Origin of the sequence: Nostoc sp., assembly GCF_036917535.1 — a bacterium.
In the GTDB taxonomy this organism is placed as follows: Bacteria; Cyanobacteriota; Cyanobacteriia; order Cyanobacteriales; family Nostocaceae; genus Nostoc.
This window is the reverse complement of the sequence record NZ_JBALDA010000012.1, coordinates 1-21,970: the sequence shown is the minus strand read 5'-3', so window position 1 is coordinate 21,970 and position 21,970 is coordinate 1. Positions and strand designations below refer to the sequence as shown.

At 38.5% G+C, this 21,970-nt stretch carries 17 protein-coding genes and 3 pseudogenes; 8 read left to right on the top strand and 12 right to left on the bottom strand.

The features are described from left to right. Positions 1-49: 49 nt before the first annotated feature. From V7K56_RS02970 to V7K56_RS02960, 3 genes and pseudogenes are all read left to right on the top strand, one after another. A pseudogene (locus tag V7K56_RS02970) lies at positions 50-631 on the top strand (3-deoxy-7-phosphoheptulonate synthase); the annotation flags it as partial. Beyond that, positions 616-1,077, top strand: coding sequence for an aromatic amino acid lyase (locus tag V7K56_RS02965; RefSeq protein WP_334907452.1), 462 nt, complete (start codon positions 616-618; stop codon positions 1,075-1,077). The pseudogene V7K56_RS02970 and the gene V7K56_RS02965, both read left to right, overlap by 16 nt. Further along, complete coding sequence (locus V7K56_RS02960) at positions 1,067-1,603, top strand: multicopper oxidase domain-containing protein (RefSeq protein WP_334907450.1); 537 nt, start codon at positions 1,067-1,069, stop codon at positions 1,601-1,603. Before V7K56_RS02965 ends, V7K56_RS02960 begins: the two co-directional genes overlap by 11 nt. Before the next feature lie 181 nt (positions 1,604-1,784). Here V7K56_RS02960 and V7K56_RS02955 read toward each other — a convergent pair whose 3' ends face one another. The 3 genes from V7K56_RS02955 to V7K56_RS02945 all read right to left on the bottom strand — a co-directional run bounded on the left by V7K56_RS02955 (position 1,785) and on the right by V7K56_RS02945 (position 4,021). Continuing rightward, positions 1,785-3,407, bottom strand: coding sequence for a tetratricopeptide repeat protein (locus V7K56_RS02955; RefSeq protein WP_334907448.1), 1,623 nt, complete (start codon positions 3,405-3,407; stop codon positions 1,785-1,787). Positions 3,408-3,627: 220 nt separating this feature from the next. Beyond that, a complete protein-coding gene (locus V7K56_RS02950; protein WP_334907446.1) occupies positions 3,628-3,774 on the bottom strand; it encodes a hypothetical protein in 147 nt (48 codons plus the stop codon). Positions 3,775-3,784: 10 nt separating this feature from the next. Then, positions 3,785-4,021, bottom strand: coding sequence for a hypothetical protein (locus tag V7K56_RS02945; RefSeq protein WP_334907444.1), 237 nt, complete (start codon positions 4,019-4,021; stop codon positions 3,785-3,787). A gap of 95 nt (positions 4,022-4,116) precedes the next feature. Here V7K56_RS02945 and V7K56_RS02940 point away from each other — a divergent pair, with 95 nt between their 5' ends. Next, positions 4,117-4,566 (top strand): endonuclease domain-containing protein, encoded by a 450-nt coding sequence (locus V7K56_RS02940; protein WP_334907442.1) that lies wholly within the window; start codon positions 4,117-4,119, stop codon positions 4,564-4,566. Between the two features lie 51 nt (positions 4,567-4,617). Here V7K56_RS02940 and V7K56_RS02935 read toward each other — a convergent pair whose 3' ends face one another. The 6 genes and pseudogenes from V7K56_RS02935 to V7K56_RS02905 all read right to left on the bottom strand — a co-directional run bounded on the left by V7K56_RS02935 (position 4,618) and on the right by V7K56_RS02905 (position 9,208). Beyond that, positions 4,618-6,069: a tetratricopeptide repeat protein gene (locus tag V7K56_RS02935; protein ID WP_334907499.1), complete on the bottom strand. Its 1,452-nt coding sequence runs from the start codon at positions 6,067-6,069 to the stop codon at positions 4,618-4,620. After that, positions 6,064-6,138, bottom strand: a pseudogene (locus V7K56_RS36890) (hypothetical protein); the annotation flags it as partial. The pseudogene V7K56_RS36890 and the gene V7K56_RS02935, both read right to left, overlap by 6 nt. A 63-nt stretch (positions 6,139-6,201) precedes the next feature. After that, on the bottom strand, positions 6,202-6,525 hold the full coding sequence (locus tag V7K56_RS02925) for a hypothetical protein (protein ID WP_334907440.1): 324 nt from the start codon (positions 6,523-6,525) through the stop codon (positions 6,202-6,204). A 471-nt stretch (positions 6,526-6,996) separates the two neighbouring features. Then, positions 6,997-7,785, bottom strand: coding sequence for a DUF4058 family protein (locus V7K56_RS02920; protein WP_334907438.1), 789 nt, complete (start codon positions 7,783-7,785; stop codon positions 6,997-6,999). Positions 7,786-7,808: 23 nt separating this feature from the next. Further along, a pseudogene (locus V7K56_RS02910) lies at positions 7,809-8,592 on the bottom strand (DUF4058 family protein). 76 nt (positions 8,593-8,668) lie between these two features. Then, the gene (locus tag V7K56_RS02905; protein ID WP_334907436.1) at positions 8,669-9,208 is read right to left on the bottom strand and encodes an SH3 domain-containing protein; all 540 of its coding nucleotides are present in this window, start codon (positions 9,206-9,208) and stop codon (positions 8,669-8,671) included. Positions 9,209-9,490: 282 nt separating this feature from the next. Between V7K56_RS02905 and V7K56_RS02900 the strand changes: the two genes are divergently transcribed. Next, the gene (locus tag V7K56_RS02900; RefSeq protein ID WP_334907434.1) at positions 9,491-10,372 is read left to right on the top strand and encodes a TauD/TfdA family dioxygenase; all 882 of its coding nucleotides are present in this window, start codon (positions 9,491-9,493) and stop codon (positions 10,370-10,372) included. Positions 10,373-10,577: 205 nt separating this feature from the next. Here V7K56_RS02900 and V7K56_RS02895 read toward each other — a convergent pair whose 3' ends face one another. The 3 genes from V7K56_RS02895 to V7K56_RS02885 form a co-directional block, all read right to left on the bottom strand. After that, positions 10,578-12,086: a UbiD family decarboxylase gene (locus tag V7K56_RS02895; RefSeq protein ID WP_334907432.1), complete on the bottom strand. Its 1,509-nt coding sequence runs from the start codon at positions 12,084-12,086 to the stop codon at positions 10,578-10,580. Between the two features lie 762 nt (positions 12,087-12,848). Further along, positions 12,849-13,571: a carbonic anhydrase gene (locus V7K56_RS02890; RefSeq protein ID WP_334907427.1), complete on the bottom strand. Its 723-nt coding sequence runs from the start codon at positions 13,569-13,571 to the stop codon at positions 12,849-12,851. Between the two features lie 557 nt (positions 13,572-14,128). Next, positions 14,129-17,842 (bottom strand): diguanylate cyclase domain-containing protein, encoded by a 3,714-nt coding sequence (locus V7K56_RS02885; RefSeq protein WP_334907425.1) that lies wholly within the window; start codon positions 17,840-17,842, stop codon positions 14,129-14,131. Between the two features lie 628 nt (positions 17,843-18,470). Here V7K56_RS02885 and V7K56_RS02880 point away from each other — a divergent pair. From V7K56_RS02880 to V7K56_RS02870, 3 genes are all read left to right on the top strand, one after another. Then, positions 18,471-19,034, top strand: coding sequence for a 3'-5' exonuclease (locus V7K56_RS02880; protein ID WP_334907423.1), 564 nt, complete (start codon positions 18,471-18,473; stop codon positions 19,032-19,034). Between the two features lie 312 nt (positions 19,035-19,346). Then, positions 19,347-20,537 (top strand): sigma-70 family RNA polymerase sigma factor, encoded by a 1,191-nt coding sequence (locus V7K56_RS02875; protein WP_334907421.1) that lies wholly within the window; start codon positions 19,347-19,349, stop codon positions 20,535-20,537. A 25-nt stretch (positions 20,538-20,562) separates the two neighbouring features. Further along, positions 20,563-21,768: a DUF1822 family protein gene (locus V7K56_RS02870; protein ID WP_334907419.1), complete on the top strand. Its 1,206-nt coding sequence runs from the start codon at positions 20,563-20,565 to the stop codon at positions 21,766-21,768. The last annotated feature ends 202 nt before the right edge of the window (positions 21,769-21,970 follow it).

Here is a 21,970-nt window from a genome sequence, read left to right as displayed (position 1 = left end):
GACAGATGCGATACTGCTGACGCGTAATGTCTACAGCTTGGCAGACTTATTGCAAAATCTAAACCCTTTTATTGAGCAAGTGCTGCGGGTAAAGAAGCCATTCAAACGAGCTAGTTTAGAGTTTTGTTATGGTGAACCCAGCGATGTAAAGGTGTCTACACCCTCCGAAACTGTCACCTTTGGTCAAAACCATCCTGTAGTCGTAATTGCAGGCCCCTGTTCTGTCGAAAGCGAAGAGATGATTGTAGAAACTGCGCTGCGAGTCAAAGCCGTAGGTGCAAAGTTTCTCAGAGGAGGTGCTTACAAACCACGAACTTCACCCTATGCTTTCCAGGGACATGGAGAAAGTGCTTTAGACTGGTTAGCAACAGCTAGATCGGTTTCTGGCTTGGGTATTATTACTGAGGTGATGGATGGGGCTGAATTAGAAATGGTGGCATCAATCGCAGACATCCTGCAAGTTGGTGCCCGCAATATGCAAAATTTTTCCCTTTTGAAAAAAGTCGGTGCAACAGCTAAACCTATGTTACTCAAACGTGGTTTGTCAGTTACTATTAAAGATTGGCTGATGTCTGCTGAGTATATTTTGGCAGCAGGAAATCCCAATGTGATTTTATGCGAACGGGGCATTATGTTGAAGTGACAGGTATCGCTGCCAATTGCGTCTACGACACCAAAAATCTTTTAGCATTAGCAATGGGCGCTCACGCCTTAGCTATTCAAGGTTTAAATGGGACTAATCAATCATTTCACCCATTTATTCATAAGCTGAAACTACATTCAGGACAAAAATGGGCAGCTAACCAAATGCTCAACCTGTTGACAGGTTCACGATTAGTTCGAGAAGAGTTAAATGGTTCTCACAACTATCGTGGTGAAGATCCGATTCAAGACCGTTATTCACTGCGTTGTTTACCTCAATATATAGGGCCAATTGTCGATGGACTTGAGCAAATTCAAAAACAAATTGAAGTAGAAATTAACTCTGTAACTGACAACCCGCTCATCGATGTAGAAAACCAAGCAAGTTATCATGGTGGTAATTTCTTAGGGCAGTACATTTATTTTGAACTCTAACTTTCAGGTGTTAGCAATGATGCTCAACGCAGTTTACTGGCATGAAGCAGCCAACCACCCAGAATTGAGGGAGCAACCACAAGTAGACACAGTAGAGCAGTGGAACTTCATCAATCTACAGCCATTCGCCCACACAATGTATCTGCATCTAGTACCATTTCAAATCCTCAACCGCCAATCAATTAATGATACTGCCTACTCCGCAGCATACAAAGCTACTGGGCCACGTCAAGTACTTATGCACCATGCACCTGGTGGGGATAAAGTGCCATTCGCTTATCCACCACTTGATCCTACCCCCTATTTAAAAGGTTTAGCAAAACCACCAGCAGCAAACGAAGCTGGTTGGAAGGATACTGTGGTAGTCAATCCGTTTGAGGTTGTTCGTCTGATAGTTCCCTTCGGTGCTAAAGCCACAGCGAATTTACTTTTTGGCAATTCATTTACTGGACGCTTCATGTGGCACTGCCACATGCTTAATCACGAGGATAACGACATGATGCTACCCTTTGACGTGCTACTGTAGCCCTTGCCAACAGCTATTAGTTACACAATTAACAATTCAAAATTCAAAATTAAAGACATTTTCAGACGGAGATTTATAAGACTTACGCAAAAACCCTCTCAAACTCTCATTTATCCGTGAACTCTGTGGCCTCTGTGGTTCGTTTTCCGTTACCTGTGCGTAAGTCCTATATAGCAATTATCTAGAAGTTTAAAATATCTAATGATTCTTCTATCTCTAAATCTAATATTATTTCTCGTGTATCTTTGAGTGCTTCTAGTTTACCCTCTTTACGATAGATGTCTGCCGCTTTTTGAAAATCTTCAATTGCTCCCTGTTTATCCGCAATTTCTAAACGAATATTGCCACGATTATAATAAGCATCAGCATAACTAGGATTAACCTGGATTGCCTGAGTATAATCTTCAATTGCGCCCTCAAAATCTCCTAAATCTGAACGAGCATTACCACGGTTATAATAGGCATCAGCATAACTAGGATTAATCTGGATTGCCTGAGTATAATCTTCGATTGCACCCTCAAAATCTCCTAAATCTGAACGAGCATTACCACGTTTTTTATAAGCTATGGCATCTTGAGGATTAATCTTGATTGCTTGAGGCAATCCTGGCTGAGAGCCTAATAAATAACGAGCAATCCCACGGTTTTTATAAGCATCAGCATAATGAGGATTAATTTTAATAGCCTGGGTATAATCTTCAATTGCTCCTTGGTTATCTCCAACATGAGAACGAGCTTCAGCCCGATTTTTATAGGTTACGGCAACATTAGGATTAATTCTAATAGCTTGGGTATAATCATCAATGGCTTCCTCTAATCGCCCCAGTTGATAGAGAGCTAAACCTCGCTTATTGTAAGATTTAGCATCCTGAATATTTCTTTGGATTGCTTGAGAATAATCTGCGATCGCAGCTTCATAGTCTCCTATTTGATAATTAGCTAAACCTCGTTTATAATATAACAAATCAACATCGCTTTGATTAACTTGTAAGGCTTGATTATAGTTAGTAATTGCATTTGTATATTCTCCCCTTTGAAAGCATTCATCACCCAATTTTACATAAAACATATTTAAATCTTCATTATCGTATTCAGGCTGAAAAGAAGATTTGAGTACCTGATAATTAGTTGGCTTAGATAGAATTTCCTGTTTTGGAAGATATTTGTAAATAGGTGGTTGTTGCCGAGAAGAATTATTTATAGAAGATTGGAACTGTTCTAGATAGCACCATAAACCACCACCATATAGTAATTGTTCTATTCCGAAAGAAATTTTACCAGTCTTCAACTTAATCATTTGGGTTGGGAGAAAGCCAGCCAAAAAAAGATGATACTCAGATTGTGCTTCACTGACATCTTCTTGAATTAAAATGCAAACTACAACTGCATTTTTTTCAACTTCTTCAGAACTAATTGACCATCTAACCCTGTCAATGTGACCATGACGAGATTTAACCTCAATACCAATAGATGGGTCAGAAGTCAAGGTAAAATCTATATTGCCATCGCCGCCAAATCGCTTTTCATAATCGACTTCGGTAACAAAATCAGCTAAACGTTCTTTGACAACTTCCTCACCCAACTTTCCTTTGAGATAGCTAATAAAAACATCACGGACAGGTAAAACACGCTTATATTTTTCAGCCATCTGCCAGCAAAATTCCCGTAGTACCTTTAATCTTTCTCCAGAAATTATTGTTAATTCACTATATTGACCTTCTGTTTCACAATGAAGCAGACAACCAGATGCTAGCCTTTTAATAAAATCGGATTGTAGCGATCGCAGTAGTGTAATCCAGTCCATTTATATTTCTGCGAATCTTTTGATGAAATTATTCTATTAAAATATCCATTCGGCGTAAACCTTTTAATTAGCTAAATTGTTTACTATTTTGCAATAATTCTTAATTTAACTTAATATATGAAAATTTGCAGAGGGTGAGATGGGGTTAAAGCGAGTGTATTAAGATATAGCATTTTCTCTCAAACATTGCTGCTTTTTAGAGTCGAGTAGAAGTGGTGAATTATTGATAGATTTGCCGAACTTCTTCTAGATTATTCACAGTTTTGATACTGGTGAGAATAGCGCTTAATATTTCTACGTTCTGTATCTGGACAATCTCTGGTAATATTGTTAGCCCCTGGCTACCAAATTTTAATTCCAAACCCATTTCAATACCTTCAATAAGTCCTTCTCTTTTTCCTTGGAATGCCCCTTCTTTCTATGCTGGTAATATACGGCATTTTCTTTTCCTCCTCATATTGAGTTACTTCTTGCCAAAAACTGTTCTCTAATTCTTCAGGTAATCTCATCACCCAATCGATAAAGCGAAACAGGTTGATGATATCTTCGCGCTGATAACCTCTTTTGTAGAGTCGTTTCGTTAAATGAAGCTTCCACTTTAAAGGTGTGGCCATGTCTGATTATGCCAAAGTTTTGAGGAGTTAGGGGAAGAGTGCGATCGCTGGGAATAATACATGAAATATTAATTAGCTAACCACCAAGATCGCAAATGGCCGAAAATCACAACCCCAACCCAAAGCCTATCACCAACTCCAGTACCCCCTCCTCGCTTGCGGGGAGGGGGTTAGGGGGTGGGGTTCAGGGATACCCTTGGCAAACCCCACACGAACTTTGGAAAAAACTTAAGCCATTAGCGCGACAAATGCGTTGTGAACCAACTCTAGCAGAAAAGTTACTTTGGCAGAAGTTGAGACACAAGCAACTTTTGGGTTTCAAGTTCCGCCGTCAGCAAACAATTGACCGTTTTATCGTTGATTTTTATTGTAATGAAGCGCGGTTAGTGGTGGAAGTGGATGGGGAAATTCACGACTACACGCAACAGGAAGATGCGATACATCAAGAATTTTTGGAGAGTTTGGGGTTGCAGGTTGTGCGATTTAGAAATGAGGATGTTCTGGAAAGGATGGAGGGGGCTAATTATATGGTTTTTGGTGAGTAAGTGCGAGTTTATGCAAATCTTTTAATGAGATTACTCTATTAAAATATCCATTCAAGGCATTTCCCACACTTTAACTGTTTTATCATAACCACCACTAACAATATTTTTACCATCTGGACTAAAAGCTACTGATTCCACATAAGATTCATGCCCAAAAAGAGTGATAATTGGTAGTCCAGTATGCACATCCCATACTTTAAGGGTTTTGTCGTCACTGCCACTTACAAGGATTAGACCATCAGGACTAAAAGCCAAGGATGTCACTGCATTAGAGTGACCTTTAAAAGTACGTATCTGCCTATTATTTTGCCAATCCCAAAGTATGATGTTATTATTTTCACTACCACTAGCCAAAGTCTGACCATTTGGGCTAAAAGCTATAGCACGAACACACTTTTGATGTCCTTCTAGAGTATTAGTTTCTTTGCCAGTTTGCACATCCCATAGTTTGATAGTTTTGTCGCAGCTTCCACTAGCAATAATATTATTATTTGGACTAAAATTCAAAGACTGAATATAATCCGAATGTCCAACTAAGCTGTGAATTTGTTCTCCAGTTTCTATATTCCAAAATTTAATGGTTTTGTCATCACTTCCACTAGCTATGGTCTGTCCGTTTGAACTAAAAGCAAGGGAACGAATATAACCAGAATGCCCTGATATAGTAAGGATTTCTTCTCCTGTGCTGATATTCCAAACTTTAATAGTTTTTTCAGTACCGGAACTCGCAATAGTTTGACCTTCAGGGCTAAAAGTTACAGCAAGAACTGAACCTGAATTTCCAGAAAGTGTGTTAATCTCTTGTCCTGTCTTGAAATTCCATAGTTTGATAGTTGAGTCTTCACTCCCACTAGCTAAAGTTGTTCCATTAGAACTGATAGCCATTGACCGAACCGCAGCAAACATTCCTGAATGCCCTGTGAGATTATATATTAATAATGCCTTACTATAATCTGCACTGATGTAATCTTTATTTGCAGCTTCGTATTCTCCAAGTGTTTCGTGAGCGATCGCACGAATATCATAAGCTTCATAATACTTAGAATCCCGCTTAATAGCATTATTTAAATCCTCGATTGCTTTTTCTGGTTCGCCTAATTTTAAATTAATAAGTCCACGCTTATAATAGGCATCTGGATAATAGGTATTAGCATCATCTGCATTACTATAAATAGCCTGAGTGAAGTCTTCAATAGCTTTTTCATATTCGCCCAATTCAGCCCAAACAGAACCCCGTTTCAGAAACGCAGCCGGATAATTATCAGCAGTTAACTTTAATGCTTCTGTTAAATCCTTAATTGCTTGGTGATAATCTTTTTGTTCAATATAGATAATAGCTCTGCCTAAATAAGCATCATAAAAGTCAGGATTTTGTTTAATTGCTAGATTAAAATCATCAAGTGCTGACTGATAATCACCAAGTTTTATATAAACAGTACCTCGTCCTAGTAATGGTTCAACATATCTATCTTTGTCTTCGGCAAATTTGGGGCTAATATTCATTGCCATAGTATAATCTTTAATAGCTCTATCCTGATCTCCTAACTCAGAATATGCACGGCCTCGGCTTACATGGGCCTCTGCAAATTTGCCATCTCTACTTAAAGCATCGCTGTAATGCTTAACAGCACCCTTCTAATCTGCTTTTCCTTGAGCTTTTTCGACTCCTAATTTATAACACTCTAGAGCAGGAGACACAAAGGAATCTTTTTTATCACCTATATTAATCTTAATTAAGTTAACCTCTTGAGCTTCAAAAAAGAAATCTACTCTGCCAATAAAAGATAAAGTAGGAGCGAAAGTAGGTGCGAAAGTAGGTGCGAAAGTAGGTGCGAAAGTAGGAGCAATAGTTGGCGCCAATGTTGCTCTTAAAATAGAAATATCTGGGATAAAAGAACTCCCTGTGGCAATAAAATTCCTAGCTTTTTCCAAAACTGTAAGTGTCTTATCTACTTGCAAGGATGATATATATTTATTTATGGAAACTGCCTCAGCCGCTCCATGCCTTGTTAGAGGTATAATAGGTAAAATAATTAGGACTTACGCATTGACAAACAAGCCAAAATAACACGTATAGTTTTCAAGGCTTATAGCTAGATTTTTCAATGATATTTTGGCGATCGCAACTAATCAAGGATGATTGACAAAAGCCTAAAACAACGTATTTAGGTTAATACACAAGATAGTTATTTTGTACAGTGCGTAAGTCCTAATAATATCTATCATACTCAGAATCGATGCGAGTAAAATACAAAGTACAAGTTTAAATAAGTGCTGCAATACATTAGAAAATTTTATAAATACAGCCCGTTTTGCTTTTTGTAATGTAGTCAAGTTCATGTTTTTAGGAATCCAGTCTTACCTTACAAGGAATCTCCGGTTAGTATTCCCAGTTAAGTGACAGAAATCTCAAATCCTTATTAAGTTGTTCTACAGTAACCCCTTCTCCTGCAACAGTGCATCCGCCCAAGCTGCATCAACTTCTGACAACGCTGGTACTGGCTGTTGACTGTAATCTACTACCAAATCATAACCATAGATATCATATACCTCATTTAACAATGTCTGCAAATCTATAACTGGTTCCGTATCTCCAGAACGCAAAGGCAGGGGAAAAGGTGGAATGATATCTGGTAAATTAAAAGCATATAAGTCAGCATAAGGACGGCGATCGCCACGACAAACTAAAATTCTATAGTGACTCTGAATATCATTGCCCATCATTGGCATTGATTCACCTTTACGTAGTAAATTAATTTCAACTAAATTACTACGACTGGCTAATACTTGTTCGCGTTTTTCTTGATATGTTTGCCGTCCTTTACCCGGACGTTTATTGGTAGGAGATAAAATTTCAATAGTAGTAACTAATGCCTCTGTTCCTACTTTTCGCACTTCTAAATATCCTTCCCTGATAGAAACAGGCATAGGAATCTTTACTTTTATAGGTTTAGGTGTCGGTGCGGCTACTGCTACATTTGTATTTATAGAATCATCAGTTACAGTCTGCCGATTCTTCACAATCACATCAGAAATGCCAACAAGTAGTGAATTTTCATCAGTCGTTTCATACATCCGCACCTCTACAGCAACTCGATATTTAGGACGCAGTTGGGGAGATAAAAACCTGGCAATTTCACTAATTAGCAAGTGATGTAATCCTGGAAATAATTCAGGATGTTCTAAATAGGGATTCATCCCAGGAAAGGTTGAAGGCATTGATTTTCCTCCTATTGTCTTCTTTAACGCAGTCCTTTTTCCCGTAACAGTGCATCCACCCAAACGGCATTATCTTCTGACAAGTATAATTCTGTCTCTTGACTGTAATCTATTACTAAATCATAACTTGCGCGGTCATAAATCTCAGTTAATAAACTCTGCAAATCTACCAAAGGTTCACTATCACCAGTTCCCAATGGTAAGGGAAATGCAGGAATTATATCTTGTAAATTGAAGGCATATAAATCAGCTTGAGGACGATTTCACCTTGACAAACTAAAATTCGATAATGATTGTGCGTATCATTACCAAAAATTAGCATTGGTTTACCGTCACGCAACAAGTCAATTTCAACTAGATTTGTAAAACTTCCCAGTACCCGCTGACGTTTTCTTTCGTAGGCGCAGCGTCCTTCTCCAGGGCGTTTATTTTTGGGAGACAAAACTTCAATAACTGCACCACTTCTTTTGTTGCTACCTCTCGCACTTCCAAATACATTTCCCTGACAGTTTCAGGCATAGGAACTATCACTCTCACAGCTTGAACTGGGCGCAAAGCGATCGCAACATTCGCTATATCTGAATTTATTACACTTTTTTGACGCTGCACTGCTACATCAGGAATACCCACCAAGAGAGAATCTTCTCCACTTGTTTGATATACTCGTTCTTCGATGTCTACTATATATTTAGGACGTAGTTGAGGAGATAAAGCATCTGCGATCGCTATTATCAAGCGCTTATGAACTTTTTGCCATAATGCAGGATCTTCTAAATACGGGTTCATTCCTGGAAATGGATAAGCCATAACAAATATCTCAAAACCAAAATTTTAAAAGTAATTCTCATAGCCCCATACTCACTTATGGGGAGGGAGTGAGGTTCTAAGAACAACTAGTAAGGGCTGCGCCACATTGATCTTCCCTGGCTAACCAACCCTTAACACCTTGATATTCCACCTGCGCCCAATCTCCTTGACAGCCTAACAATTTGACAGCCGTATTAGCAGGAATTCTTCTCGCTTTTTGGCTTTCTTGACTGGTACTAGCATATAAATCCACGCCGTTAGTACCGTAGCCCCGCGTTGTTAAGCCTAACTTTGGCACAAATACCCATCCAGTTCCTTGAAAACCATTGCTAGCATTAGTAATTTGCACCCAATTTCCAGCCGCACCAATAACTTGAACTGTTTCGTTGATGGGTATTTGTCCTATAATTACGTTATTTGTACTTGCACCACTCCGCACATTTAAACCTTGTGGATCCGTATCGGTGACGTAGGCAAGAATATCGCACTTTTGAGGATTAGTTGATTTCGCTAAACTTATTTCACTAGCTATACCAGTATTGAGTATCATATTAATACAACTGAATGCCAATCCGACCGCTAACTTTGATGCTACATTTTTCACTTTTTTTATCATAATTTCTTCAAGTTTCTAGCATCATTACCAAAAACTGGAGTCTTAATTTATATTTCTGAATCTACCTAAACAAATTTTGGTTAACTTTGTAACGTAGTTCTATCAAATAAATTTTAGTACTATAATAGCATTTTACAAAATTTAGTCCTGCGATGTCTACGACGGGCTACGCCTACGCTGATGAATGCAACACAACGATATCATTGAGTATTAATATGTCAGTATATGGTGTAATTAACGCCAACAGTAAGTTAGAATTTCTACAAAGATTCATTAAGTTATATGAATAAGAAAATACATTCCAGATCAGATAGCATAGTTCAAGAAATTAATAATCTTGACAATGTGAGTATTTTAGAATTAAATAAAGAAGAAATTATTAGCTTATTTAAAGCTAATGGAATCTTACTCTTTAGAGGATTTGATGTTGATGTTGATATTTTTAAAGAATTTACCAATCTCTTGAGTATCGATTTTATAAATTATGCTGGTGGTGCATTCAGTAGAAGGGTAATTAATGGAGATGAGACTCTTTTAAGCGTCAATGATTTTAAATCTGAGATTAAGTTGCACGGCGAAATGTATTATCAGCAGAATATCCCACTTATGCTGTGGTTTTTTTGTGCTAATCCACCATTAGAAGATGGTGAAACTACAGTATGTGATGGCAGACAGTTTTTTAATGAAATTAGTAGTTCAACCAAAGAGTTATTCAGTAAAAAGAAGTTAAAATTTACTGTTTGGATATCTCAAAAGGACTGGCAGAAAAAATATCAAACAGATGATTTGAATCAGCTAGAAGAAATGTGTCAGAAAAATAATACACATCTGACAGTAAATAACGATCAATCGATTCTGCTTGAATACATTTCTCCAGCCATTATCCCCAGCAGATGTGGAAAATACCAAGTATTTATTAATAGCTTATTGCCTGCAAAGCAGTTAAACCCAAAGATTCTTAATTTTGAAGATGATTCAGAAATTCCTGAAGAGGTTGTATCTGAACTTAATGAAATTGCTGAAAAAATAACTACGGAAATTTCGTGGCAAAAAGGCGATATTTTAATGATTGATAATACAAGAATACTTCATGGAAGAAGGTCTTTTGCTGACGATCAAAGAGATATTTATATCAGGCTGTGCTCTCCAGCTTTTTCATTTTGATATTTTATTACAGCAGTTTTTATTTATTTAAATAATATCTGTCGTCAAGGTACAGCATTGCTGTGCTCTTACTGCACGATCCATAACACAATACGTTTTAGTTAATGGTTATTGGTGTAGATAATTGGTTTTAAAAGACGCGATAAATCGCGTCTATACATTAGGGTTTTGTTGCTTATTCTGAACTGTATCGAGCTATAACAGGTTATTTCATATCATAGCCAAACAAATTCGGGTCTACTTCTCCTAACTGTAACTCTGCCAAACCATACTCTGCCCATCGTCTCTCTACCATCGCCGCCACATTTGGGTCGGATTCTAAAGGCAAACCCCATTCATGGTTTGTTTCCGGCGGAATCTTTGTAGTTGCATCAATTCCCATCCGTCCACCTAAGCCAATCTTTTCACTGGCAAAATCCAACGTATCAAAAGGTGTATTTGGGAGAATAAAGACATCTCGCACTGGGTCAACTTTAGAACTAATCGCCCAGACAACTTGACGCGGATCGCGAATATTTATGTCTTTATCCACAACAATTACAAATTTGGTGTATGTAAATTGTGGTAAAGCACTCCAAAACGCTAAAGCCGCCCGTCGCGCTTGTCCTGGATATGCTTTATCAATGGAAATAATCGCCGCTTTGTAACTCAAAGCTTCCATTGGGAGGAAGAAATCGACAATTTCTGATACTTGTTGCCGTAGTATGGGCGTATAAATGCGATTTAATGCGATCGCCATCATCGCTTCTTCTTTGGGTGGACGACCGCTAAATGTTGTTAAGTAAATCGGATTTTTCCGGTGCGTCATACACTCAAAGCGGATTAACGGCGAATCTTCCACACCACCGTAATAACCCATGTGGTCGCCAAAGGGCCCATCTGGTAAGACTTCCCCTGGTGTAATCGTTCCTTCCAAGACAAATTCGGAATCTGCGGGAACTTCCAAATCCACAGTTTTACATTTCGCCAACTGCACACCAGAACCGCCGTACAGTCCAGCAAACAGCCATTCTGATAAATCTACAGGAATGGGTGTAGCTGCTGCCATGATAATTAGAGGATCTACACCAAGTGCGATCGCAACTTCTAATTTTTTCCCACGTTCGGCTGCTTTTCGCAAATGCCTCGCCCCGCCCCGTACCGATAACCAGTGAACCGTCATCGTATTCTGAGATTGTAGTTGTAAACGATACACTCCTACATTCGGAGTACCAGTTTCACAATCCTTGGTAATTACTAGTCCCAGCGTGATAATCTTGCCAGCATCCTTAATATAAGGACGTATCAAAGGCAACTTATTTAAATCTAAATCATTACCTTGAAGCACAACTTGCTGACAAGGGGGGAAAAAGTCTCGCCCTGGTTTGGCCTTCACCACATCAAACAGCACTTTTCCAAAATCTATCGCCTGGGAAATCTTCTTCGGTGGTTTTGGCTGTTGCAGCATACTCAATTTTTTCCCTAGAGTTTCTAACTCCTTTGGATGCTGCATATTCATCGCCCAGCAAATCCTTTCCACAGTTCCCATCAAATTCACCGCCACCGGGAAGGAAGCGCCTTTGACGTTTTCAAACAACAATCCTGGGCCACCTTTTTGCAGCATCCGGTTGGATATCTCAGCAATTTCCAAGTCTGGGTCAACTAAAGCTGAAATTCGCCGTAATTGTCCTCTTTCTTCCAAAATTTTAATGAATCCCCGCAAGTCTCTCGCCATTGTTCTAAAAAACTGATTATTTAAGAAGTGTGAAGCGCTTTCTTATATTATGGGGTATTGGGGATTGGGGAGCCAGTGCATTGGGCGGGCAATGCCCGACTTGTACCCCTCCGGGAAAGCAAGCTACGCGCAACGTCTCCCCTTGAGAGAAGCAACTGGCGTCATTGGCAAGAGACAAAGAAGAAACTTGTTCAATCATGTTCAATCATTGTCTCTTGTCCCTTTTGTCCTCTCCATTTAGGAAATTGTTAGTTTTAATTCAATACAGTTTAAAATGAGCAACAAAACCCTAATGTAGAAACGCGATTGATCGCGTCTTGAAAAACTAATTATCTAAACCGAATAATTCTTAACCCAAGCGTATTGGGTTTTAATTAGAAATTAACCTATTTAGTAACTTTTCTTAACTGTATTTTCCGATGCATTTAGTTATTGTATTTAGGGATACGCAATTATTTTTTACAAATAAGCGTTAACCAATCAAACATGGCCCAGAATATACTATACCTTCCTGGCAGGCGGTCTTGTTATATAGTCCCTGCTGGGTTTATTTATTATAAGCTTTAAGTTTTTTATAAATTTTCGTGAGTTTGCGTTAGGGTAGATCAATTCAAACATCACCAACACTGTTTTCAAAAATATTTATATCAAATGCTTTAGCTGTAAGGGTGTACAACTATATATTGGTGCCAAAAAATATATAGCTAATAATTTTTTAACATCATCAAACTAAAAATTATACACTTAAAAAATGTGAGATATTCAAGTAATAATATTGACTTTACCAGTGTCAATATCGTAACAAGCACCAACAATTTTTAGTTTACCTTCACCAAGCAATTTAGCTAAAATAGTTGAGCTTTCTTGCAATTTTTCAGTCTGATATTGAATGTTGGCTATAACTGCATCTTGCATATTATCACCCGTTCTAAACTTTACCCTTTCTACAGATGGTTTGATGCTCTCAATAATCAAACCAATTCTTCCAGGAAGTGGTTCGTTTTTGATTGCTTCTGCTACTGCACCGCATCTTCTATGACCCAAAACCATAATCAACTGCGAACCCAATACTGCTGTAGAATATTCCAGACTACCTATCACCGTGTCACTGACAACATTACCAGCAACTCGCACAACAAATAAATCTCCAAGTCCTTGATCGAAGACAATTTCCGCAGGTACTCTAGAATCTGCACAGCCCAATATGGCAGCAAAGGGATACTGAGCTTTAGCAACTAATCGTAGGTGTTCTAGTGATTGATCGGGATATTGACGTTTTTGATGGATAAATCTTTGATTACCATCAAGCAAGCGTCTGATGGCTTCATTCGGAGTGATTAAATTAGGGTTAACTGGATGAATATCAGCAACAGCAGTTTGCTCTGTATTCCAAAAGCTATCACCAAAAATAGTAGCTGCAATACCTACAACACTGGCGAATTTCAAGAAATTACGTCGCCCGACAAATCCATTAATTCGACTCATCAATCTACCTGACAACAACAAAGCTGTTCTTTAGAAGATATCAGACTTAAATAAGATGCAAGAGTACCTGATGACACGATTTAAGAGTCATTTAATATTCACACGATTTAGAGTTATTAAAATCCAGTCTGCGTTAGTGATGAAAGCAGCTAAACAAGCGATAGAAGATAGTCGTTAAAGCGGCTTTGTCGCTCCTTTTCTAAATTTTAATAATCAATCAATTCATAAGTTTTTTAAAAGTATTTTCGTGAAAAAAATTTTAGATAAAGTCAAAATGGGCTACGCTTTGCAGTGCTAACATAAGTAAAATAGTTTTTGTACCTGGCATTCAAACGATACTTACTTATAGCTACCTAAGCTCGACTTTATCCAAAATTAAGAACTCGGTTTTCTTTATCCGGCAAAAACCCTAACTTTTTGGCAAATACTTTTTTCACGTCATAGATTATTGATGAAGTTAAAAAAGTAAAACTACTGTTCCATAAAGGTTTAAGTTTAAGCGTTCGTGCAACGACTCCGTAGGAGTATCGCGTTGGGAAAAAATGGAGAAAGTCGAGCTAAGACAGTCTATTTATACAAGAACGATTACGCCCGTTTGCTTTGGCTTGATAAAGGGCTTGATCGGCTGCCTCGATCAAATCTAAAGGAACTATATTGGGTGTAGGAATCACTGTGGCAATTCCGATACTCAAGGTGACGTGATGTTTCACAGCCGAGGCCGCATGGGGAATATTTAGCTGTTCTAGAGCTTTATGAATTTCTTGGGCGACGTAATCAGCCCCATCACTAGCAGTGTTAGGTAAGATAATAACAAACTCTTCTCCGCCATAACGAGCAACTAAATCTCTAGAACGTTTGACACTTTGTTTGAAAGCTTTGGCAATAAAGCGCAAACAATCATCTCCGGTGGCATGACCATAAGTATCGTTATATTGTTTAAAATAATCAATGTCGCATAAAAGTAATGAGACAAAACCTTGTTCTCGTAAAAGATATTGCCAGACAGAATTAAGCCGATTATCAAAACATCGACGATTGGCGATTTGAGTTAATTCATCTACCATCACCAGATTTTCAAGTTGCTGGTTGGCACGCTGCAATTGTTGATAAAGTTCTGATTGTTGAATAGCGATCGCTACCTGTGTTGCCAATTGCTGAAGCAGTTCGCTTTCCCAAGGTTGCCACTGACGCGGGGTGCTACAATCATGAGCAACCAAAAGTCCCCAAAGGCGATCGCCTTGTAAAATTGGTACAACTAGCTTGGCTCTGACTTGCAACTTTTCCAATAACTCTAGATGACAAGGATCCAATCCGGCGGTGTAGATGTCTGGAGTAACTTTGAGCGTACTTTCTTGATAAGACTGTCCCTGTGTTTTGACAAAATAGCTGTCTGTAATTTCCATATTCAAAATCGTTTGCCAACCTTCTGCCACAGACTCGGTGACAACTACACCACTCCAATCACGGTTAAAGCGGTAGATGATCACGCGATCAGTTTGCAGAAAACGTCGAACTTCAGCAACAGTTGTGTTCAAGATTTCATCCAATTCTAAAGACTTGCGGATATGTTGAGCGATCGCATAGACCATGCGTTCCCGTTCTGTTTGCTGTTCTAGGGCAATTTGTACCTGTTTACGGTCTGTAATATCTGTTAGTGATGCGACCACCGCAGATGGTTTTGATTCATCGGATTCAAACAGTGGTTGAGAATTGATTGAAATCCAAGTCAAGCTGCCATCAGGTTTGTGAACTTCCATAATGACATGAAATTGGGGTTGTCCGGTGCGTAAGGTGACAAAGGCAGGGTGAGTTTTCTCTGTAACAGAAGTACCATCTTCATGAATTGCACGCCATCGCGGATCGATGGAAGTTCGTCCCATCATTTGATCAGCTGTTAACCCTAAAATTCTTTCGGCACTGTTATTACAGGCGGTAATTCGCCCATCGGATTGCTGTACGACAATACCTTCTGCCATCACTGTAATTACAGAACGATAGCGTTGTTCGCTTTCTCGCAGCGCTTCTTCCATACGCTTGCGTTCAGTAATATCAGTATGGGTTCCTAACATCCGTAGGGGAAAACCATTGGTTGCGCGACTCGAAATTTGCCCCCGATCTAGAATCCACTTGTAGGTTCCATCTTTGCACTCGATCCGATATTCACTGACATATTGTTGGGTTTCACCGTACAAATGCTTGATAATCTCCTCATAAACCCTCGCTTTATCATCAGGGTGAACCCGTTGTTCCCATTCACTGAGGGTATTTCCAATTTCATGCTCTGCAAACCCTAACATTTCTTTCCATCGCTGGGAGAAAAAGACTTCGTTAGTTTCAGCATTCAAATCCCAAACTCCGTCCCCATTTCCTTCCAAGGCATACTGCCATCTTTCTTCACTGGTTTTGAGTGCGGCTTCGATTTGTTTACGTGAGGTGATGTCTTCAAAAATGTATAACCGCCCAAAGTATCGATCCTGAGTATCCCGAATTTGGCTGGAAAAGCGGCGAATCGTTCGCCCATCGACGAATAAAATTTCATCCTCAATCGTGCAACGATTTTCTTCAGACTGCAACGGTTTATAGGATTCAACAAATGCCGATACATCGACAATTGAAGATATGCAATCAGGAATGATCTGATTATTTTTTAAAGTACCCAGACGCATTTGGTCTTCTAGATGTTCGATGCCCCAAATTTTACAGAAGTGGTGATTGAAATAAAGGATTTCGTCGGTGTGATTGTCAACAACAAAGAATCCCAGCAAAGAAGTGTCAGTCATGGAACGCAGCAAAGTTTCCCGCCAGCGCAATTCTGACTCTGCACGCTGGTGTTCTTGTAGCGCTGCTTGTTGCTTGGTAATATTCTTTTCGTTGACGAGGATGATGGAGTTACCCGTTACGGGATCGCGGGTGCATCGTATATCCATCCCATGCCATTGAATCCCTTCAGTAGTAAACACCTGAGCCTCTATGCTGAATACCTCACCTAAATTAATCGCTTCCATAGCCTGTTGTCCAACACTCTTGTCGACAAAGTGACTTAAGAAAATATTCTCAACTAACGAGTTAGGGTGTAGGGTATCCCGATAACAGCGAAGGGCTGCCGGATTTTGTATCAAAGGCACACCATCCATCGTATAAAGTGAGACGATCGCTGTAGTGTGACGTAGGGCTTCAATCGATCTGAGTGTTTCTCGATCAATCTGATTGATGACTTGTGTTGATCCTTCAACCAGCATCGCCATCCGCCCTTGTTCAATTTGAATTCCAGAAAAGATGCAGCGAAGAGAAACAGGTTTTCCCTGTGGGTAAAATATCCAATTTTCAGCGATGGTTTTCCCTTGCTGAAATTCTTGCAAATAACTTTGCAGTCGAATGTGAGTAAACTGGGAAACATCACTGAAGTTGTGATTGAGCAATTCTTCTCGACTTTGAGCATTCCAAATATGCAGTGCGGATTGATTCGCCCACCACATCTGCAAGTTTTGAATATCATAAATCCAAACTGGAGTTTGTAATCGGTCAAATGCAATCAAATCTGTAACTGATATATTCTTTGGCAATACCGTTCTTGTTACAATGGATTCTCTAAAATTTTTATACAGATTTATTTTGATTGATGTCAACCTCAACTTTGGCTGAACTGTCAAGTTTTTCAGGTTTTGATTGAGTTGCGGCGTTAGTTTTTGGCAGGATGTAGCCCTTCGCTGATGGCGTTCTGCTTCCCCAAGAGCGATTCTTAGCTCTGTAACCACGAGTTGAAGATACTCAATTTCTAAAGAACTCCATTGACGTGAGCCACTGCACTGGTGAGCAATTAGTAAGCCCCACAAATGAGGATATGTACTAGAAATTCCATCAATTTGTTGATTATTTACTAAAATTGGAACTACTAAATTAGCTCGAATCTGCAAGTCCATTAATAGTTTTTTATAACAAGGATCAAGTGTTGTAGTATTAATATCTTCAATAACACTAACGTATCCATCTCGATATCGCGTTGTATTGAAGCAAGGGTCGTAAATTAATTGCCTTAAAATTGGTTTCCATCCATTACTTACAGACTCTTCTGCTATTACTCCATCTCCATTTTGCAAAAAGCGATAGATAATGACGCGATCGCTTTCTAAAATTGTTCTAACTTCGCTGACAATAATCTTGAGAATTTCACTCACTTCAAGTGACTGATGAATTTGATCGGCCAGCATTTTAATTTGATCGAGGATTTGCTTTAAATCAATTTCAGAACCCGATAGACGATTGAACAGCATAGTAATCTTATAGTAAGACTTTATGTATTTGCACTTACTTAAATATAAAAATTTTGCTTCAGTATCTCATTTTATTCTAAATTACCCAAAACGTTAAGTTAAATTCAAGCTTCAACTTGATAGTTAGTAATAACTTCAAAATCAAACCAATTACTTAAAGGCTAAACCTTAATATTCGTACTGCAATTTATAGCAATTTTCATTTGAACGATATATACGCTAGAGACGCACAGCTAGCTGTACCTCCCTACGAATTTTTTGTAGTCCAAGTAATTGTAAATCCTACTATATATTGCAGTACGCTTGGGTTAGCGCCAAAAATTTTTCTTAACTGAACTGTATTGCTATATATCCTGCATTTCCAACACAGCCGTAGAGTATTAGAGACGGAGAGAACCAAGTTTGTAGCTCTTGAGTATAGCGTTGTAAACTGCCAAGACTGAGTTGAGCATTACCCAGGTAAAAGCAACCGGGAGCTAGCTGTAGTTCAAATAAATCAAAAAGGCTGTAAGCATCATACTTTTGTAATATAATAAATACAATAAGCTTACATAATTAATTGTGTAATTACTCAAAGTAATGTATAAATAGTTACTAGTTTTTAGCCATTATTACTCTATTACATAATATGAATACTAAAATATCCCACTATTATCTGATAGTCGATTTAGAAGCTACATGCTGTAACAGTAAAACTATTCCCCGTCACCAAATGGAAATCATTGAAATCGGTGGAGTGATGCTCAATCGAACAACATGGGAAATTGATTCAGAGTTTCAGCAATTCATCCAACCTGTGAGACATATGCAACTGACAGGTTTTTGCACAGAATTGACTAGTATTCGGCAGCAAGATGTTGACGAAGCACCAAAATTTATCAAGGCAATTTCTCGCTTCAAAGAATGGATTAATTTATTTCCCAACTATATTTTTTGTTCTTGGGGTAATTACGACAAAAAGCAATTTATTCAAGATTGCGCGTTTCATAATTTTCCCTATCCTTTTACTTCAGAACATATAAATATCAAAGAGGAATTTTCGGAATATCTTGGTGTATCAAAAAAATTTGGCATGGCACAGGCTCTCAATGAGTTAGGGATAGAATTAAAAGGCACACACCATCGTGCTATTGATGATGCCCGCAATATTGCAACTATCTACAGACATATTAAAAACAAAAAACTAAGCTGAATAATAAGCAATTAACTTTAATTACTCCCGGTTCGCCATTTTTTAGGGAGTTAGGAAAAGTAAATAGTCAAAAGTATACCAAAGGGCATATTCCTAAAAAGACTTAATTAGGTGTATGTTCGCAACTATGGCTACTGAACCCATAATTACAAACGAAAATATGAATAGAGTTATCTTCAAAAAACATCAAGAAATAAAATATGTGCGCTATTGAATTGTAAATTATAAAAGCAGTATCCTGCAATTCTTCACAGAGGTGTCTGCGGCTTTGATAGTTGCTTAAGTTCGGATTAATTGAAATTTTTAACTGCTATGCGTCCTCGTCAAAAAATTATCGAGATGTTCTCAACCTTTATTGAGTTGGAAGGAGACAGATTCAGCAAATGGTTGATTGATATCAAACTACATCGAAATATTCAAAATAGCTTGAAGTCTTCACCATTCGTTCCTAACTCAGAAGATTTTTGGGTGTTACATTGGCACAAGTGCTGGCGAGAGGAATCTAATAGCCTTGCTAAAATGCATTTATCTGCTTATTTACAGGAATCAAATTATTGGGCTGCTAAAAAAACAATTGCCAAATTCACAAATAGTCAACATAGCCTAGCAGATTATTTTCAAATGGCGAATGCTGAAATTGAAACAATTCTTAAACAATTTAACCCAGAAAAATGCTCTAGCTTAAAAGCCTATGCTATTATAGCAGTTCCTAGTCGGCTAAAAGATATTTTACGCCAACGCAAAGAAGTTGATATTTGCACAAATTGGGCATTGTTACGCAAAGTAAGCAAAAAGCAGTTCTTAGAAGCTCTTGCTCAAGCTGGATTATCACCTATTCTAATTGCCCAATATCGACTAGCCTGGACTTGTTTCAAAGAACTGTATGTTCAAAACCAACCAGGTGGCACAAAGTCACTACCAGAACCAGAACCCCAACTTTGGGAAGCTATTGTCAACCTCTACAACCGCGAACGTCAAAATCAGTTAACTCAACCCACTTCACAATGTACGAGAGAGAAAATTGAACAGTGGTTAACCCAGGCAGTTATATACGTGCGTGGTTATCTGTATCCACCTGTTAGTTCTCTAAATTTAGTGATATCAGAAGATGACTACACAACAACTTTTGATTTGCCAGATCCATTATCTGACTCATTAATCACGGAGATGATAGCCCAAGAGGATGCCCAAAATAAACAAAATCAACAATCTCAAATTGAGGCTGTTTTGTTAAAAACTTTACAAACTTTTGAGGCAAAAACCCAGGAAATACTTCAACTTTACTACCAACAGGGGTTAACTCAGCCACAGATTGTAGAACGCCTACAAATGAGTCAGCCTACTGTTTCTCGTCGGCTGATCAAATGTAGAGAATCAATGCTGAAAGCATTGATCGAATGGAGTCAAGACACACTTAATATTTCTGTGACTTCCAACCTAGTTAATGATATGAGTAGTGCTTTGGAAGAATGGTTGAAAGTTAAGTATGGAGAATCTCGCTGACGTTATGAAAGATGAGGTAGTAAAAATGACTTCCGCTTTTACAGAACCGCAGGAACTATTGTTAGAAATATCACCATCATTACAGACAAGCTCTTGGCAAGAAAGCCAAATGTACGCCACACCTAGCAGTCGCTGGCGTGCTTACATAAATCAAATTTGCCTTCATGGGTTTTTGAATTGGGTAAAAGCTGAATATGTTCCAGAAGCAAGTATGTGGCACAGTTCCCCTGGTATTCCTGCTTTTTGGGAATTTGTCAATGGCACAGCAATTTTGTTAAAGGAAAAGCGAGTCGTTTTAATTCCTAGCGAGGCAATTGATGATAAAGAGTTAGAAGTTCCTCAAGAATGGGTAGACATTCCCACTTGGGCAGCAGACTATTATTTAGCAGTGCAAGTCACACCAGATGGGGAGTGGATAAGAATTTGGAGCTATATAACCCATAGTGAACTAAAATCATTAGCATACTATGACCAAGTAGATAGGACTTATTGTATAGATGCACGCCACTTAATTAAAGACCTTAATGCTTTTTGGATGACCTACCAATTTTGTGGAACAGAGGAGATGAAAGCTGCGATCGCTCCACTACCAGAATTATCGAATGTTCAAGCAGAAAATCTTATACAACGGTTAGGTAATTCCTCTGTAACATTTCCGAGACTTGCAGTGCCATTTACAACCTGGGGAATGCTACTAGAAAATCAGCAGTGGCGGCAGCGTTTGTACCAAGAAAGGCTACGATATCTACAACAGGCTGCACCTACGCAATTTTCACAAGTACAAGTGAGTCTCAGTCGTTGGCTAGAGCAGATTTACGATGCTTCTTGGCAAGCTATAGAGACTTTTTTTGAGCCAAACTCCAGTAGCTTAGCTTTTAATTTCCGCACTTCTTCTAGGTTAAATGCTGCCGCTATCAAACGTGCCAAGCTGATTGACTTGGGAATGGATATAGAGGCTCACAAAGTTATTTTATTAATTGCCTTAATACCAGAAGCTAACCAACAAGTTAGTATTCGCGTGCAGCTACATCCAGCTTGTAATCAACCTTACCTACCTGCTAATATCAAGCTAGTTTTACTTTCAGATCGAGGGGAAATAGTTCAACAAGTACAAGCAAGAATTCAAGATAGTTATGTGCAATTGAAACTCTTTAATGGGGAAGTAGGAGAATGTTTCAGCATCCAGATTGATCTGAATAATTATCAAATAACAGAAAATTTCATAATTTAGTTATTAGGAGCCAGCAGTGTCAAATTGGTATTGATTGAGAGCATCCTACTTATACAAAAATATCAAATAGCCAGTTGACCATTGAGATAGACACAACGTAATTCTAGTATAGAACCCATTTGACATCTTATGAGGTTTTGAATTAAGGTACTCCTGAGCATCTACAATCCAATGCTAATGGCGTATTCCAGCAACCTCACTG

Bases quoted from the DNA above. Each gene is read 5' to 3' on its own strand.
- V7K56_RS02965 (WP_334907452.1), top strand. From the start codon at position 616: ATGCGAACGGGGCATTATGTTGAAGTGACAGGTATCGCTGCCAATTGC.
- V7K56_RS02955 (WP_334907448.1), bottom strand. From the start codon at position 3,407: ATGGACTGGATTACACTACTGCGATCGCTACAATCCGATTTTATTAAA.
- V7K56_RS02950 (WP_334907446.1), bottom strand. From the start codon at position 3,774: ATGGGTTTGGAATTAAAATTTGGTAGCCAGGGGCTAACAATATTACCA.
- V7K56_RS02945 (WP_334907444.1), bottom strand. From the start codon at position 4,021: ATGGCCACACCTTTAAAGTGGAAGCTTCATTTAACGAAACGACTCTAC.
- V7K56_RS02940 (WP_334907442.1), top strand. From the start codon at position 4,117: ATGGCCGAAAATCACAACCCCAACCCAAAGCCTATCACCAACTCCAGT.
- V7K56_RS02935 (WP_334907499.1), bottom strand. From the start codon at position 6,069: ATGAATATTAGCCCCAAATTTGCCGAAGACAAAGATAGATATGTTGAA.
- V7K56_RS02920 (WP_334907438.1), bottom strand. From the start codon at position 7,785: ATGCCTTCAACCTTTCCTGGGATGAATCCCTATTTAGAACATCCTGAA.
- V7K56_RS02905 (WP_334907436.1), bottom strand. From the start codon at position 9,208: ATGATAAAAAAAGTGAAAAATGTAGCATCAAAGTTAGCGGTCGGATTG.
- V7K56_RS02900 (WP_334907434.1), top strand. From the start codon at position 9,491: ATGAATAAGAAAATACATTCCAGATCAGATAGCATAGTTCAAGAAATT.
- V7K56_RS02895 (WP_334907432.1), bottom strand. From the start codon at position 12,086: ATGGCGAGAGACTTGCGGGGATTCATTAAAATTTTGGAAGAAAGAGGA.
- V7K56_RS02890 (WP_334907427.1), bottom strand. From the start codon at position 13,571: ATGAGTCGAATTAATGGATTTGTCGGGCGACGTAATTTCTTGAAATTC.
- V7K56_RS02885 (WP_334907425.1), bottom strand. From the start codon at position 17,842: ATGCTGTTCAATCGTCTATCGGGTTCTGAAATTGATTTAAAGCAAATC.
- V7K56_RS02880 (WP_334907423.1), top strand. From the start codon at position 18,471: ATGAATACTAAAATATCCCACTATTATCTGATAGTCGATTTAGAAGCT.
- V7K56_RS02875 (WP_334907421.1), top strand. From the start codon at position 19,347: ATGCGTCCTCGTCAAAAAATTATCGAGATGTTCTCAACCTTTATTGAG.
- V7K56_RS02870 (WP_334907419.1), top strand. From the start codon at position 20,563: ATGACTTCCGCTTTTACAGAACCGCAGGAACTATTGTTAGAAATATCA.